A 16376-nucleotide genomic window follows, 5' to 3' on the forward strand; every position below is an offset into this window, starting at 1 on the left:
CAAACTAACAAATAACCCTCATATCTAAACCTTACAAGTTGAATCTACCCCAAAGTGAAAGGCAAGTCATCTATGAAGAAATCAAGAGTGCTTAGAAATAGCAAATAATAACTTTTTATTATATTTTACATCCTACATGAAAACATAGCTGAAAAACTTATTATAATAATAACAACAAATTAGTATTATAATTTTTATAAAGTACCAAAACACATAAAATTGGATATACTTAATTTTTACGGTAACGTAATCAAAAATACCTTACCCTACTAGATTATTGTTTGTCTTGTAAAAGAATAATTTAAACGAAAAAACTGCAGATAATTTGATAAAAATTATACCTTTAATACAATGAAATACCGGTTATACCTAATTTCCCTGCTTGCGTTGCTCAGCTGGGTTTCTCCAGGTTCATGTGCTTGGGCGCAAAACATGCCCAAAACAGAACCTTATACACTCATTTTCAAATTGAAATCTGCCGCACCTACGGCCATGAACAAAAGTGCGGGCCCTTCACCCGTACAGCAGGTGGTACAACGGGTAGCTTCTGGCAAGGCACAGCAGAAGTTTCCGGCTGCGGCTGGACCTTCGGCAAAAAGCAGCAAGAAGAAATCAGTGGATCTTTCCTTAATATATGAGTTACAGTATAACCCCGGCCAATCTTTCACGCAAATTAAAAAAGAACTGCTTCGCACCGGTTTGGTAGAGTACGTTGAGCCGCTGTATTTGCATGAACCTCTCCATATTCCAAATGACCCTAAAGCAGATTCCGTTTCCGGCGCGCAAAATTACCTAAAGGCAGTAAACGCTTTCCAGGCCTGGGATGTAACCAAAGGCGACTCCAGCGTAGTGATTGGTATCCTGGACACTGGCGTAAGACTTACCCACGAAGACCTTAAAAACAACCTTAATTATAACTATCAGGACCCAATTGACGGGATAGACAATGACGGCGATGGTTTTGTAGACAACTTCAGAGGCTGGGACCTGGCCGACGGTGACAATGACCCTACCGCCGACGCCAACGGCCACGGCACGTTTGTTACAGGTATTGCGGCAGCCCAGGCCAACAACAGCTTAGGAATCTCAGGTTTGGGCTACCATGCCAAATTTCTACCTATCAAAGTATTCGCCTCCACTTCTACCGGTTCTTTTAAAGGCTATGAAGCCATTGTTTATGCCGCTGACCATGGCTGTAAAGTCATCAACCTGTCCTGGGGTGGGGTAAGTTTCCCTTCTGCTTTTGAGCAGGACGTCATTAACTATGCGGTTTTAGACCGGGATGTGGTAATAGTGGCCGCTGCCGGCAATACTAACGCTGAACTGGACTTCTACCCTGCCTCTTATCAGAACGTGGTTTCTGTGGCTGCTTTAGATAAAAATGACATCAAAGGCAGTGCGCACACTTATAGTAATAACATTGACTTAGGTGCTCTGGGAGTGGGGGTTTATTCCACTGCCAATGGTAATGATTCCCACTATGGATATGGTACGGGGTCTTCCTATGCTTCTCCCATAGTAGCAGGTGCCGCGGCTTTACTACGGAGTTATTTTCCTTCACTTACCGCTCTGCAGATTGCTGAACGTTTGCGGGCCACCGCAGATAATATCTATGCATTACCCGGAAACGCAGCATACCTTGAGAAACTGGGCAAAGGCAGACTGAATGTCTACCGGGCCCTGACCGATGAAAATGCCACCTCCGTAAGGCTGACTTCCTGGAACATGGAAGGCTCCAACACCTTTGAGCCCGGAGCCGTGGTTAGCCTCTCTGGAAAATTCGTCAATTACCTGAGCCCTGTCTCAGGATTGAAAATTTCTATTTCTTCAACTAGTCCCTACCTCCAGATAGTGCAGGAAAGCTTTTCCGTTTCAAGTTTGGGCACCTTGGCCAGTGCGGACAACCAGAGCAATCCCTTTAAGTTCAAGATTGCCGCCAACACCCCTGCCAACACCCAGGTCACTTTACGACTAGGATTTACCAGCGGGTCCTATACAGATTACCAATACATCTCCCTGGTGCTTAACCAGGACTTCCTGACTACCGATGTCAACAACCTGGCTGTCTCTGCTATGAGCGCCGGCAATATCGGGTACAACGGCCTTGATTACAGCCAGGGCAAAGGAGTCATTTACCGTGGCAGCGCTCCCTTGCTGGCCGAAGGAGGTTTGCTCATTGGTTATTCTGCGATGCAGGTATCTGATAACATCCGGAATGAGAAAGGATTAACGGACCATGATTTCTATGCCGTCAGCAATCTGCAGCGGAAGATGAACTCCCCATATGCCAGCTTCTATGCCTCCAACGTGATGGAAGACTCCCTCACTACCACCAAGAAGAAAAGCCTGCGTATTCAGCAGAACGTCTTTGCCTGGGCCGATGCTCCTAACCGGGATTTCGTAGTTTTGGAATACATTCTCACCAACCGCTCCGCTGACACCATTGCGGCCGCGCACGCGGGCATGTTCGCAGACTGGGATATTATCTCGGCTTCCAAAAACGTAGCCGAGTGGGACAAAGACCTTAAGTTGGGCATCGTTCGGCATAAAACAGATACCAGCATCTGGGCCGGCATCCAGATTCTCACCTCCGGGGCTCCTAGCTTCTACGCCCTGGATAACACCGTAGCCCCAGAAACCATCAACATGACCGATGGATTCTCCACTCAGGAAAAATACAAGGCTCTTTCTGGCGGCATTCAGCGGGCCAGCGCCGGCGCGGGAGAAGGTAAGGATGTGTCTTATATTATCTCCTCGGCCATCAGAACCTTAGCGCCTACGGAATCAGACACCGTTGCCTTTGCGTTGGTGGCTGGCCAGACCAGAACTGAGATCAGGAAGAACGCTAGTGCGGCCCTGTTGAAATACAAGCAGATCATGGGCTCAGGAACGGTGACCTCTACCCCTGGTCAAGTGAAAGCCCAGGCCATCTCCCTGTTTCCTAACCCATCGCAAGGACAGGTGACCATTACAATGCCTTCGGAATTACAGCAAACCTTGGTGAATGTGCAACTGGTGGACAGCAAAGGGATAGTGACCTCGCAGGGAAGCTACGAGCGGAAAGACAAAATCAGTTTCGATTTCTCTAACCTGGCCTCCGGCGTATACTACCTCCGTTTTGTTTCGGCTAAGGGCGTTTCAACCCAGAAGCTCTTGCTTTCAAGATAGTTGTTTAGGGCCTGTTTAAAGCAAAACAGGCCCTAAACGCAAACCCCATAAAACAGAAGCGGCGACCTAATGGGTCGCCGCTTCTGTTTTATGGGCAATTATAGAATTATGCGTTTTGCTGCTGCAGACGGATAAGGTTAAGCGCTGAACCAGCCTTGAACCACTCAATCTGGCCTTGGTTGTAGGTGTGGTTCGCCTCAAAGGTGTAGGTAGAACCGTCTTTGTGCGTTAATCTCACCTGCAACGGAACGCCTGGCGTGAAGGAAGTCAAGCCAAGGATGTCGATGGTGTCGTGCTCCTCAATCTTGTCGTAGTCCTCTTTGTTGGCGAAAGTAAGCGCCAGCATACCTTGCTTCTTCAGGTTGGTTTCGTGAATACGGGCAAAAGACTTAACCAGAACCACTTTCACACCTAAGTGACGGGGCTCCATAGCAGCGTGCTCACGGGAAGAACCTTCACCGTAGTTCTCGTCTCCTACCACCACGGTTCCAATACCAGCGGCTTTATAGGTACGGGCTACTTTTGGAACTTCGTCATACGCCTCTCCCTGCACACCCAGGTTTCTCACCTTGTTGGCTTCGCCGTTAAAGGCGTTGATAGCACCAATGAGCATGTTGTTGGAGATGTTGTCCAGGTGACCACGGTATTTCAACCAAGGACCGGCCATAGAGATGTGGTCAGTGGTACATTTACCCTGGGCTTTAATTAACAGGCGCAGACCAGTCAGGTCTTGTCCGTTCCAAGGTTGGAAGCCTTCCAGCAATTGCAGACGGTCTGAAGCTGGGTTCACCACCACTTCTACTCCGCTTGGATCAGCGGCCGGAGCCACGTAACCAGCGTCTTCCACTGCGAAACCATTTACCGGGAACTGGATACCCTGCGGCTCATCCAGTTTCACCTGCTCACCGTTTTTGTTCGTGAGGGTATCAGTCAACGGGTTGAAAGTAAGGTCACCGGCAATAGCGAAAGCGGTCACGATCTCTGGCGAAGCCACGAAAGCGTGCGTGTTCGGGTTACCGTCGTTACGCTTGGCGAAGTTACGGTTGAAGGAAGTGATGATAGAGTTCTTGCGCTTAGGATCGTCGGTGTGACGCGCCCACTGCCCGATGCACGGACCGCAAGCGTTAGCCAATACCACGCCTCCGATCTCAGAGAAAGTCTCCAGGATACCATCGCGCTCAGCGGTGTAACGCACCACCTCAGAACCTGGGGTAATGGTGTACTCTGCATTAGCTACCAGGCCTTTTTCTACGGCTTGTCTCGCTATTGAGGCAGCACGGGTAAGGTCTTCATAAGAAGAGTTGGTGCAAGACCCGATCAAACCTACTTCCAGTTTGGCTGGCCAGTTGTGCTCACGCACGGCAGCCGCGAACTGAGAGATTGGCCAGGCGGCATCCGGTGTGAACGGACCGTTCACGTGCGGCTCCAGCTCGCTCAGGTTGATCTCAATCAGTTGGTCGTAGAAAGCCTCAGGGTTAGCGTATACCTCCTCATCGGCACGCAGATGCTCGGCAACCTGACTAGCCAGCTCAGCGATCTCACCGCGCTCAGTACCTCTCAGGTAATCGGCCATGGTCTCGTCATAAGCGAAAACGGAGGTAGTAGCCCCAATCTCGGCACCCATGTTACAGATAGTTGATTTACCGGAGCAGGAGATGTTAGCGGCTCCCTCACCGAAGTATTCCACAATGGCACCGGTACCTCCTTTTACGGTCAAGATACCTGCCACTTTCAGGATTATGTCTTTAGGCGCAGCCCAACCGCTTAAACGGCCAGTCAGTTTCACCCCAATCACGCGTGGGAACTTCAGCTCCCAAGCCATACCGGCCATTACGTCCACGGCATCGGCACCGCCCACACCAATCGCGATCATACCCAAACCACCCGCGTTAGGCGTGTGAGAGTCGGTCCCGATCATCATTCCGCCCGGGAAGGCGTAGTTCTCAAACACCACAGTGTGGATGATACCCGCACCCGGCTTCCAGAACCCGATACCATATTTATTAGATACAGAAGCCAGGAAGTCATACACCTCTTTGTTTTCGGCATAAGCCTCGGCCAAATCCTGGTCGGCACCCACACGGGCCTGGATCAAGTGGTCGCAGTGCACCGAAGAAGGAACGGCTACCGTAGGGCGGCCTGCCTGCATGAACTGAAGCAAAGCCATCTGAGCCGTGGCATCCTGCATGGCTACGCGGTCTGGCGCGAAGTCAACGTAAGACTTACCCCGCTCATATGCCTGCGTAGCAGCACCATTATATAAGTGAGCGTAAAGAATTTTCTCAGTTTGAGTTAAAGGCCGGCCAACTGCCGTACGTGCTGCCGCAATCCGGTCGCCCAGCTGCGCATACACTGCCTTGATCATGTCTACATCAAATGCCATAGATCTGCTTTGTATTATTTAAGTTCAGTGCTACTAACGTCGCGCACAAATGTCGCAAACAGAACACTTTTACACAAGCTTTAAAATATCACCCTTTGCAAAGGTTTTCACGTACCTGTATGCAAATTCAAGCGGGCACCGTACTTTTACGGCATGAATAAGATTTCCTTTTCCAGATATTCGTTTTTTGCCCTTTTTTCAGCTTCTCTGGGCCTTTCGGCCTGCTCCTCTTCTTCTACGGATGAACTAAGCACGGGCTCCTACCGCGGTATCATTGAGGTAAGCGGCCAGGAAATGCCCTTCAACTTCACGGTTTCTGAAGAAGGCGGAAAGCAGGTTGCCCATCTCATTAACGGAGATGAGAGAATTTTGATTAATGAAATTTCAAATGCCCAGGACAGCGTGCGCCTGCAGATGCACATCTTTGACGCTGCGCTGATTGCCAAAGTAAAAGACGGTAAGCTATCTGGTCGCTGGGAACGGAAAGACCAGGCAGAGCCCTACAGCCTGCCGTTCACCGCGGAGTTAGGGAACACAAGCCGTTTTTCCCAAAACCCGGCCAAACCAACCTTAAACGTAACCGGTAAATGGGAAGTGACTTTCACCGAGGACGGCGGCAAAACCTACCCGGCCATTGGGGAGTTTGTGCAGAAAGGCAACGCCCTCACCGGCACCTTCCTGACCACTACCGGCGATTACCGATATCTGCAGGGCGAGGTAGACGGAAACAAACTGAAACTCTCGGCCTTTGACGGCGCCCACGCTTTCCTCTTCCAAGCCACCGGCCAGGAGAACGGCACTCTAACGGGAGATTTCTACGCGGGCAAATCGGGCCACGAGACTTGGACCGCCAAACGCAACGAGAACTTCAAACTGGCCTCCGCTGATACCCTGACCTATTTGAAACCCGGCTATGACCGCCTGGATTTCTCCTTCCCGGACCTGAACGGCAAGAAGGTATCCCTTACAGATCCGCAATTCAAAGGCAAAGTAGTGGTGGCACAGATCTTCGGGTCCTGGTGCCCCAACTGCATGGATGAGACCAAATTCCTGGCACCCTGGTACGAGAAAAACAAAAGCCGCGGTGTAGAGGTGGTGGGCCTGGGCTATGAGGTGAGCCCCGAGTTTGACAATGCCAAAGTACGCGTGGAGAAAATGCGTGACCGCCTGCAAGTGCCATATACCCTCTTGATTGGCGGTACCAAAGACAAGGAACTGGTAGCCAAATCACTTCCGGCACTCAACCACGTGCTCTCCTTCCCTACCACCATCTTTATTGACAAGCAAGGCAAAGTACGCAAGATCCACACGGGCTTCTCCGGCCCCGGCACCGGCAAGTACTATGACGAGTTTGTGCAGGAATTCAACAAGACCATTGATGAACTGGTAGCTGAGAAGTAGCCTACAATTAGTTTATGAAAAAGAAGAGGCGCTGATATTGAAATCAGCGCCGCTTATATTTTAGGGGTGTTTTATTGAAAACAGGCTTAAATCTAAGAACAGTATTGACATGTTAGAACTTCGAAGGAAAATAGGACTAAGTCTAAGACAATACCCCAACTAATTATTCGACATTATTACGGTGGCCTCACTTTTCTTGTAATTCAAAATCAAGAAAGACACTCCAACAATTAACCCCAGCAATCCACCTACATAGCTATAATTATGAATTTGAGCAGCTAAGTAAAATAAAAAATCATTTTGAATAATCATATTATGAGGTACTTCACTTGATTGCATTACCTCGTATTGCATGTATGATGCAGAGTTCAGATATTCTGGTAGAAATAAATAGGACGTTACCATAAATGGAGTAAAAAAGGCAATTATAATTGCTATGACAATTGCTTTAAGTGTTTGGCGAAGCATAATCTTAGTATTCTCATGCAAACAACCAACAATTCCAAACATTATTCCAATTAGTAACCCCATCCACCAACTAGACCAAACCCCAATAATGGCAGCTCCTAGGCGAGGAGACTCCATGAAATATTCATCAACCCCGAACCGATAAAACAGAACCTTAGTAAAGAACTCTGAAGAAATAGAATACGTGATCTGATTATGGATTATACCATATATGCCAGCTATCAGGGTAGATAATAACATGATCAGAAATAGGGTTATTACCTTATTGTTCATTTAAGAATATATATCGAGTAAATTGAACGGCTTATAACGTAACCTCATTATAACTAATGGATAATAATAACACCTCTCAGACACCTTCCTAATTAGGCAGGCATTAATTCAATAATTCAAGCAATTTTTCATCTATTTTCACTAAAATAAGCCAAAACCAGGGAGAACCTATTTCTCGCGCTCTATGGTATAGCGGATGAGTTGCTCAAGGGAGTCTCGGGAAGGGGAAACGGGGAAAGTGTGCAGGAGATTGAGGGCCTCGGCATGGAGGTTGTTCATGCAGTTGATGGAGTATTCCAATCCGCCGGACTTTTTCACGAAGTCAATGACCGCGTTGATCTTATCGGCTTTGCCGTTGTTGTTTTTCACGTTGTAGATGACCCGGCGCTTGGTGAGCCAATCGGCTTGCTGCAGGGCGTAGATGAGGGGCAGCGTCATCTTCTTCTCCTTGATGTCAATGCCCACGGGCTTGCCAATCTCGGCGGTGCCGTAGTCAAATAAATCGTCTTTGATCTGGAAAGCTAGGCCCACTTTCTCCCCAAACAGGCGGGCGCGCTCCACGGTTTCCACATCAGCCCCGATGGAGGCCACACCCACGGCGCAGCAGGAAGCAATCAGCGATGCGGTTTTTTGGCGGATAATATCAAAGTAGACTTCCTCGGTGATGTCCAGGCGCCGGGCTTTCTCCATCTGCAGCAACTCGCCCTCGCTCATCTCGCGCACGGCGTTGCTCACAATCTTCAGCAGCCCGAAATCATCATTGTTCAAAGAAAGGAGCAAACCTTTGGAGAGCAGGTAATCGCCCACCAGCACGGCAATTTTGTTTTTCCAGAGGGCGTTCACAGAAAAGAAACCGCGGCGGTAGTTAGAGTCGTCCACCACGTCATCGTGCACCAGGGTGGCGGTGTGCAGCAGTTCAATGAGGGCGGCTCCGCGGTAAGTGGCATCGGGGATCTGCTCCTGCAGGAGCTTGGCCATGAAGAATACAAACATGGGGCGCATCTGCTTCCCCTTGCGCTTCACAATGTAGCCCATGATCTTATCCAGGAGCAAAACGTTTGATTGCATGGACTGGCGGAATTTCTTCTCGAACTCCTGCATCTCAACTGCAATCGGGGCCTGTATCTGGTCTAAGGGGCTGCTCATCTCTCGGGCGCAATATTACGAGGCGGCGCCCTCAGAAGCAAACGCTGGGTTTGGATTTGCCGTTATTCAGGTGTTACTTCGTCGCCTTTTTCAGATATTCCTGCCCATGATACTTCGCAAGGACTTTTTGCTCACCTCGCCCCACGGCCGCGACTTCGCTGTGGATGCCCGCTGGCTCCCAGACGGAAATGCCAAACCCGTGGTGGTGTTTGTGCACGGCTTCAAAGGCTTCAAGGACTGGGGCCACTTCAACCTGCTGGCCGACTACTTTGCCCACCATGGTTTCGTGTTTGTGAAACTCAACCTCTCGCATAACGGCGTGGAGCCTTACGGCACCGATCTTACCAACATGGAGGCTTTCGGGAACAACAACTTCTGCATTGAACTGGACGATGTAGGCACGCTGCTGGCGTATCTGAAAAACAACCCCGCCGAAATCCCCGCCCAGGAAATGAACGCTGATTATATCTTCCTGATTGGCCACAGCCGGGGGGGCGGATTGGTGCTGCTGAAGGCCGCGGAAGCCGCTGAGGTAACCGGCGTGGCTACGTGGTCGGCGATCAGTGACATTGACCAGCGCTGGTCGCCGGAGGTCATGGAACGCTGGAAGCGCGACGGTGTGCAATACATCCCTAACGTGCGCACAGGCCAGCAGATGCCTTTGTATTACCAGTTGGTAGAGAATTACCAGGCCAACCGCCACCGCCTCAACATTCCTAAGGCGGTGGAAAACCTGCAGATTCCGTTGTTGATCCTACACGGAGAGCAGGATGAGACCCTGCCAGTACAGATGGCGCACGACCTGCACGCCTTAAACCCCTTCGCCGAGCTTTACCTGCTGCCAGACGGGGACCATTCCTTCGGGGGACGTCACCCATATGAACAGCCTGAGCTGCCGGCGCTGGCCAAAGCCGCCGCCGATAAAACCATCCAATTTTTCCAGACCACGCTAGACCGGTTGTAATGACGCCATTGTTTCTGCTATTGGGCAGCAACCTGGGAGACCGGGTTTTCTATCTATCCGAAGCCACGAACCGTTTATCGGCCCTTTTCGGGAAAACAGTTCAAAAATCAAAGCTTTACGAAACGGCTGCCTGGGGCCTGGAAAACCAACCCTCCTTCCTGAACCAGGTGCTGGTCTTTCACACAGGCTTTTCCCCTAAGGTAGTGCTGGCCTTAACCCAACGCATAGAACAGGAACTGGGCCGGATCAGAAAGGAACGCTGGGGAGCCCGCGTCATTGATATTGATATCCTGTTTTACGGCCAAAATGTGGTCAACACCCCCGAACTGCACCTCCCCCACCCGCAACTCCACCTCCGGCGGTTCACCTTAGCGCCCCTCGCTGAAGTAGCCCCTGATTTTGTGCATCCAGTCTTTCAAAAGACCATCAAAGATTTATTGGCAGAATGCCCTGATGAGCTGGAAGTGAAGGAATTCCTGAAGCAGGATTGTCAGGATAAAGAAGCAGGATTTTCAGGATTGGGTAAATTTTCAGGATTGGATAAGGGGAGCAAAATCAATTTTGAGTAGATACTTTTTAACCTTATTCCTATCAAATCAGGCCTAAAATGCACTAAAAGTTTCTTTTATCTCAAACAAGAGAAAGTAAATTGTAGCAGAGCTAAGCAATCAAGGATATTCTTAAAACCGCCTTTAAAATCCTGAGAAACTACCTAATCTTGAAAATCCTGCTTCTGATTCCGAATACTCTGCTTCTGGTCAAACTTCTGATAGATGGAGTTCTGGCTCACGTACTCCGGCACCAGTTGCTTCATTTTCTTAATGACTGCCACGTTGTTCTGGGAGTTGAATAACTCAATAAGTAACTCAATTTCCTGAAGCACTTTCTCGCTGTGGGGCGTTTGCACGTTGGCCAGGCTGATTTTAGGGTGTGCCGTGCTTTGCACCGATTCATTCTTATGGAAGAGCTCTTCCTCCAGTTTTTCGCCGGGGCGTAAACCGGTATACACCAGCTGGATGTCCTTGCCTAAAGTCAAACCAGATAGCTTGATCATCTTCTTGGCCAAATCCACGATCTTGATGGAGTCTCCCATGTCAAAGATGTAGATCTCACCGCCGGAGCCCATGGATGCTGCCTCTAATACCAATTGACAGGCTTCCCTGATAGACATGAAATAGCGAGAGATATCGGGGTGGGTGACGGTGACGGGACCACCCTCTTCTATTTGTTTCCGGAAACGCGGAATCACCGAACCGGTGCTGCCCAAAACGTTCCCGAAGCGGGTGGTGATAAAGCGGGTCTGTTTGTTCCCGGAATCGCGAAGGTAATGGTCCATGGCCTGCACGTACATCTCGCAGAGACGTTTGGATGCACCCATTACGCTGGTAGGGTTCACCGCTTTGTCGGTAGAGAGCAGCACAAACTTCTGCACCTGGTATTTCACGGCCAAATCGGCCAGGATTTTGGTACCTAGGATATTGGTATTTAGCGACTCTGTGGGGTTCTCTTCTATAACAGGCACGTGTTTGTAGGCGGCGCAATGGAAGACCAACTCCGGCCGGAAGTGGCGGAACATCGCCTCTACCCGGGCTTTGTTCGTGATGTCACCCAGAACCACCTCAAAGTTCAGCTTCACGTACAGCTCGGTCAGTTCCAGTTCCAAGTCATAGAGCGCCGACTCGGCCTGGTCCAGGAGAATAAGCTGTTTGGGTTTGAATTTGATGAGTTGCCGCACCAGCTCGCTCCCGATAGAGCCCGCCGCGCCGGTGACCAGAATGGTTCGGTTCTGTAGTTCATTGTGCAGCATAGGAGAATCAATCTCGGCCGTGGGTCGGTCCAGGACATCCTCAATGCGCACCTCCCTTATCTGCTTGAAACTGAGTTCACCATTGATCCATTTGTAGACCGGTGGAACCACTAGTACCTGCACCCCAGCGTTAAGGCAAGCCTCTACCAACTGCCTTCTACGGGTCATTGATAGCTGCTGCACCGCCACAATGAGCAAGTCAATCTGCAGAGCCCTCAGCTGCCCCACCAGATCCTCGGCAGGGCGTTGGATGGTCACTCCATTAATTACCAGGTTCTGCTTTTTAGGGTCATCGTCCAGGAAAGAGGCGAAATGGTAGTAAGTGCCCATGTCCTGCTGCAGCGTTTGCAGCGTGATGCTCCCCACCTCGCCGGCCCCGAAAATGGCCACGTTCACCTTATGGGTATTGGCGTGATTCCACTCGTAATGCACAATCTTAGCCCAACCCCGGAACAAGGACAGCGCCAGGATACAGCCAAGATAGTCAATGAGCAGCACCGAGATAGGAATGAAATTCTGGTAGCCCAGGATTTTATTGTAGACCAACTGGGCCATCACCAGCACAAAGGAACTGCTGGTAAGGGACAGGAAAAGCTTCCGGAGGTCATCCAGGCTGGTGTAGCGGATGATGCCGGCATAGGTTCTGCCGTAATAGAAAGCAATGGCCCGCACGGCCAGCACAATGGGCAGCATCTGCGTCACAGACAGCTCAGTGTACTTCCGGAGATCAAAGTTGAAGCGCAGCAGGTACGCCATAAAAACAGAAAGGGCACACAAGCAGATATCCACCCCGAAGACCAGTTGCCTGGGCATTTTCTGTTTGAAGATCTGCTGCATGTGCCCCATCTGTTTTAAGCGTGCTTTTCGGGAAAAAGGAAGAAAACAGTCTTAGCTAACCTGGCCTACCTCTGCGGTTTTGTCAATCTTTTTCACCAAGCCTTGCAGCACCTTGCCGGGACCGCACTCAATAAAGATAGTAGCGCCATCGGCGATCATTTGCTGCACAGACTGGGTCCAGCGTACGGGCGCCGTGAGCTGCTTGATAAGGTTCTGCTGAATTTCCTGAGGATCTGTGTGCGGTTTGGCGTCCACGTTTTGGTACACCGGGCAAATACCTTGCTTGAACTCGGTGTTCAAAATAGCTTTTTCCAGTTCAGCCTCGGCTGATTTCATCAACGGCGAGTGGAAAGCTCCCCCTACTGGCAGCACCAGGGCACGTTTGGCACCGGCGGCTTTCAGGCGCTCACAGGCTTCCTCTACCCCCGCAATGGTTCCTGAGATCACCAGCTGGCCCGGGCAGTTATAATTGGCCGCCACTACCACATCATTCACCTCGGCGCAGATTTGCTCTACTTTCTCATCTTCCAGGCCCAAAATAGCGGCCATGGTAGAAGGCTGCTCCTCACAGGCAGCTTGCATAGCCAGCGCTCTTTTGGAAACCAAACGAAGGGCATCTTCAAACGCCAGTACCTTGTTAGCCACAAGTGCCGAGAACTCTCCCAGGGAGTGTCCGGCTACCATTTCGGGGGCAAAATCCTGGGCAACGGAGGCCTGGATCACGGAATGCAGGAATATGGCCGGCTGCGTTACCTTGGTTTGCTTCAGTTCCTCGTCAGTGCCGGAGAACATGATATCTGTAATGCGGAAGCCCAGGATCTCGTTGGCGCGCTCAAAAAGGTCTTTGGCGGTTTGGTGTTGCTCATACAGGTCTTTGCCCATGCCCACAAACTGAGCACCCTGGCCCGGGAATACATATGTTTTCATGCGTTGCGTGTTATTTTGTTTTAGGTCCGTTTTCTGGAAAACAGGTCTAAAACCGGTGGTTTAGGTTAAGGATAAACGCAAAGATATAAAAATGGTGCCCATTGTGAGAACAGGCACCATTCTTAAAACCAAATACGGAATACGGATATTACCGGACGATCTCCACCCAGCCTTTGTAGTTTCTGACATCGGGTTTGAGGCCGAAGAACTCCACTTCCACCTGGTAGAAGTAGGTGCCCTCAGACAGGGCTTTTCCACCGTTGTCCACACCGCGCCAGTTCAGGCCTGGGTCTCCGGTGCTTTCATACACCTTGTTACCCCAACGGTTGAAAACTTTTAGGGTAGCCCTTCTGATAAAGGTTGCACCCTGCTTTGGCGTGAAGACATCGTTCTTACCATCAGCGTTAGGCGTGAAGATGTTAGGCAGCGAGAAGATGATACAGTTGTCTTTGCAGACGATGTTGCTCTGCTCACCCTCTACCCCATTCACATCTGTAGCCGTGACCACATAGCATCCAGCGTAAGAAAGCAGGTTCTGGTGGATGTATTGGTACACCGCCAGGTTGGTGTTGTCTATGGTGGCTAACTTCACGAAATCGCCTTCTTCGGTTTCCCGGTAATACAGCGTGTAGAAATCAATGGCGGCGGCATCACACCCGGGCGGTAAAGACCACGTGAGGGTATTTGAGAACGGTGGCCCATTGGGCACAAAGTTCTCATCGCAGACCAGCGGATCTATGGCCAGAATAGGCACGCACAAACGATTGATGAACACTTCCTGGCTATTGTTCAGGATAGGGTCTGGCAGGAACGGGTTGTCAAAGGATCCCTCGGTCCGCACATACACTCTATACTGCCTGCCTGGCTCCAGGGGCACACTTCTGGAGAATGTCCCGGAGGTAGCCGTAGCCTGCACACTGTCATACCGCACAAAGTTTCTGCCCCCGTTCGGATCCATGAAGATCACGTGCCACCTTGGGTCGTTAGCGGTACTGGCGTTGTTCCAGGGCACATTATAGGTCCAGGTCAGTTCCATGGTGGGGCCGTTGGCCTGGCCTCTTAAATAAACGCTGGAGGCCGTGGAAGAGTCTACCAAAACCGTTGGGCTACCCACTGTACCAGAGTGATAGAACTCCACTTTGTAGGTGTAGGATGTGTCCTGGGTGTTCAGGTTATTATCTGTGAATACCGTGTCATTCAAACTGGTGAAGTTATAGCCGGTCACTGGCACGAAAGCCGCATTAGCACTGCGATTCTGGCCCGGCACACGCAACAGACGGTAAAGGAACGGCGCGGTAAGTTGGGCCACGTTGGCTGGTCTTGGCTTGCTCCACTCCACCCGGATCTTCCCGGTGGTGGTGCTGGTTTCGGTGACGCTAACTTTGGTGAGTGAAATGGATTCAAGCGTGGCGCAAACCTCGTTAGAAGCAATACTTTCGCCCCCGCTTGGCTGCGGGAATTCGGCATAGATCCGGTAGCAGTAGGTTTTATTCCGCTCCAGCCCTTGTCCGTTGTTGTTATCCAGAAAGGTGGTAACTCCCGCGCTGACCTGCCCAATTCTTGTATAGCCGGCAGATGCTGGAATGCCGGTTTCACAGGCATCGGGCACAAAGTCAGAAGGTCCCTCTTTGCGGTAGATGTACATGATGGTGGCATTGGGGCAAGTATAGGCGTTCCAATTCACCCTGATGCTACTGCTGGTTTGCGGCACTGCGCTTACCACCACGGGAGGCGGTCCCACCACAGTGACTCGCCAGGGTTGGAGGTCAACTAACACCAGCCTACAGTCCGCTGGCTTATCTTCCGCCCTGAACACTACCTGGTAAGGCTCCCGGCGCACATCCAGACAGGAAGTCTGCCAATTGAAAGTATGGGTAGAATCATTCACCCTGGGAAAAGACGCCTTATTGGAGGCCGGAGGAAGAATACTCCCAATGGCTGAGATAACCACGGGGTCTTTATCAGGATCTCTGGCTTTGATGGTGGCTTGCAGGAAGGTCCCGGCCACCACACAAGTATCCTTGGGAATAATCAGGACGGGAGGCTGGTTTGGGTCTTCCTTAACAAGGATCTGCATATCCCTGATTACCTGGCCTATCAGGCGCCCGTCTCGCCACTCCTCCACCGCAAAGGCAATGTTAAACTCCCCAAGGACATTAGGTGTATTCCAGGTCAATTGCCCCGTCCTCGCATCAAAACTGAACCCTGCCGGCCCTCCGGGAAGCGCTGGCCCCAGAAAGTTTTCCAGTCCCCGGTACCCGGGAGCGGTTCTGCCCACCGGATTTCCGCAGGCATCACTGCCGTTTGAGATTCTTGGCTCCAGGAATCTAAAAGAAAGGCTGTCTCCATCAGGGTCATAGGCCGCCGGATTGTGCACGAAGATCTTGTTTCGGGCGGCCACATCTACCGGGATGGACTGTAAGATGGGGGAACGGTTAATACCCAGAAAAGGGTCAACGGTGAGGGTGCTCTGCAAAAAGAACGTCTGCTGTACCGAAGAAGAGATATTGACTACACCACCGTTGCGGTTCTCCCCCACAAACGTCACCGTAAAGGTACCCGGGCCAGAGTAAATGTGCTCAAACCGATAGATGTTCACGAATGTGTTGTTCTGCTGACAAATGCCACCTGGCGCAATCAAGGTTCTGGATTCGCGGGGCACGCGCTGGCTTGTACAGTCGCCAAAGTACAGGGTGGCCTCCAAATCTTCAAAAGGCGGCGGTGCCACACTGTAGGTAATCAATGTAAAGAAAAAACGGAGGGGATTTTTGCCGGCGGTGGTATCACTTTTCACGTATATGTTCCCGGCGCGTAAGTGGGTTGCCTGCGCGGTTTGGGAAGAAACCAAAGAGAAAAGAAACAGCCCACACAACAAAAACAGGAAGGCCCTTACTTTTTGTAGAATTAGAGGCATATAGTAGCGGTTTGCATACAAAAACAAAGATAGAAGAATCTCTAGATTGACCATGGATGATTACAACAAATGTATTGTACCATGGTTA

At 50.6% G+C, this 16376-nt stretch carries 10 protein-coding genes; 4 read left to right on the forward strand and 6 right to left on the reverse strand.

What is annotated here, in order from left to right; genetic code table 11:
• The first annotated feature begins 432 nt into the window (after window positions 1–432).
• Window positions 433–3168, forward strand: coding sequence for a S8/S53 family peptidase (locus tag J3P34_RS21505; protein ID WP_210490688.1), 2736 nt, complete (start codon window positions 433–435; stop codon window positions 3166–3168).
• Window positions 3169–3274: 106 nt separating this feature from the next.
• On the opposite strand, the gene J3P34_RS21510 is transcribed toward J3P34_RS21505, so the two are convergent.
• Window positions 3275–5551, reverse strand: coding sequence for an aconitate hydratase (locus J3P34_RS21510; protein ID WP_210490689.1), 2277 nt, complete (start codon window positions 5549–5551; stop codon window positions 3275–3277).
• A gap of 153 nt (window positions 5552–5704) precedes the next feature.
• Here J3P34_RS21510 and J3P34_RS21515 point away from each other — a divergent pair, with 153 nt between their 5' ends.
• On the forward strand, window positions 5705–6952 hold the full coding sequence (locus tag J3P34_RS21515; RefSeq protein ID WP_210490690.1) for a peroxiredoxin family protein: 1248 nt from the start codon (window positions 5705–5707) through the stop codon (window positions 6950–6952).
• 159 nt (window positions 6953–7111) lie between these two features.
• Here the strand turns inward: J3P34_RS21515 and J3P34_RS21520 are convergent, their stop codons facing one another.
• Window positions 7112–7660: a hypothetical protein gene (locus J3P34_RS21520; protein WP_210490691.1), complete on the reverse strand. Its 549-nt coding sequence runs from the start codon at window positions 7658–7660 to the stop codon at window positions 7112–7114.
• A gap of 201 nt (window positions 7661–7861) precedes the next feature.
• Window positions 7862–8839, reverse strand: coding sequence for a polyprenyl synthetase family protein (locus J3P34_RS21525; RefSeq protein ID WP_210490692.1), 978 nt, complete (start codon window positions 8837–8839; stop codon window positions 7862–7864).
• Between the two features lie 106 nt (window positions 8840–8945).
• Here J3P34_RS21525 and J3P34_RS21530 point away from each other — a divergent pair, with 106 nt between their 5' ends.
• Together J3P34_RS21530 and folK are read left to right on the forward strand one after the other, a co-directional pair.
• Entirely contained in the window at window positions 8946–9803 is an 858-nt protein-coding gene (locus J3P34_RS21530) for an alpha/beta hydrolase family protein (RefSeq protein WP_246853848.1), read from the forward strand.
• Entirely contained in the window at window positions 9803–10372 is a 570-nt protein-coding gene (folK, locus tag J3P34_RS21535; RefSeq protein WP_210490693.1) for a 2-amino-4-hydroxy-6-hydroxymethyldihydropteridine diphosphokinase, read from the forward strand. Before J3P34_RS21530 ends, folK begins: the two co-directional genes overlap by 1 nt.
• A gap of 143 nt (window positions 10373–10515) precedes the next feature.
• Here folK and J3P34_RS21540 read toward each other — a convergent pair whose 3' ends face one another.
• From J3P34_RS21540 to J3P34_RS21550, 3 genes are all read right to left on the reverse strand, one after another.
• Window positions 10516–12447 carry a polysaccharide biosynthesis protein gene (locus J3P34_RS21540; RefSeq protein WP_210490694.1) on the reverse strand — a complete coding sequence of 644 codons (1932 nt, stop codon included), beginning with the start codon at window positions 12445–12447 and terminating at the stop codon, window positions 10516–10518.
• Window positions 12448–12498: 51 nt separating this feature from the next.
• Window positions 12499–13374 (reverse strand): ACP S-malonyltransferase, encoded by an 876-nt coding sequence (gene fabD / locus J3P34_RS21545; protein ID WP_210490695.1) that lies wholly within the window; start codon window positions 13372–13374, stop codon window positions 12499–12501.
• 148 nt (window positions 13375–13522) lie between these two features.
• Window positions 13523–16288 (reverse strand): T9SS type B sorting domain-containing protein, encoded by a 2766-nt coding sequence (locus tag J3P34_RS21550; protein ID WP_210490696.1) that lies wholly within the window; start codon window positions 16286–16288, stop codon window positions 13523–13525.
• Between the last annotated feature and the right edge of the window lie 88 nt (window positions 16289–16376).

This window comes from Rufibacter aurantiacus (assembly GCF_017916345.1).
In the GTDB taxonomy this organism is placed as follows: Bacteria; Bacteroidota; Bacteroidia; order Cytophagales; family Hymenobacteraceae; genus Nibribacter; species Nibribacter roseolus.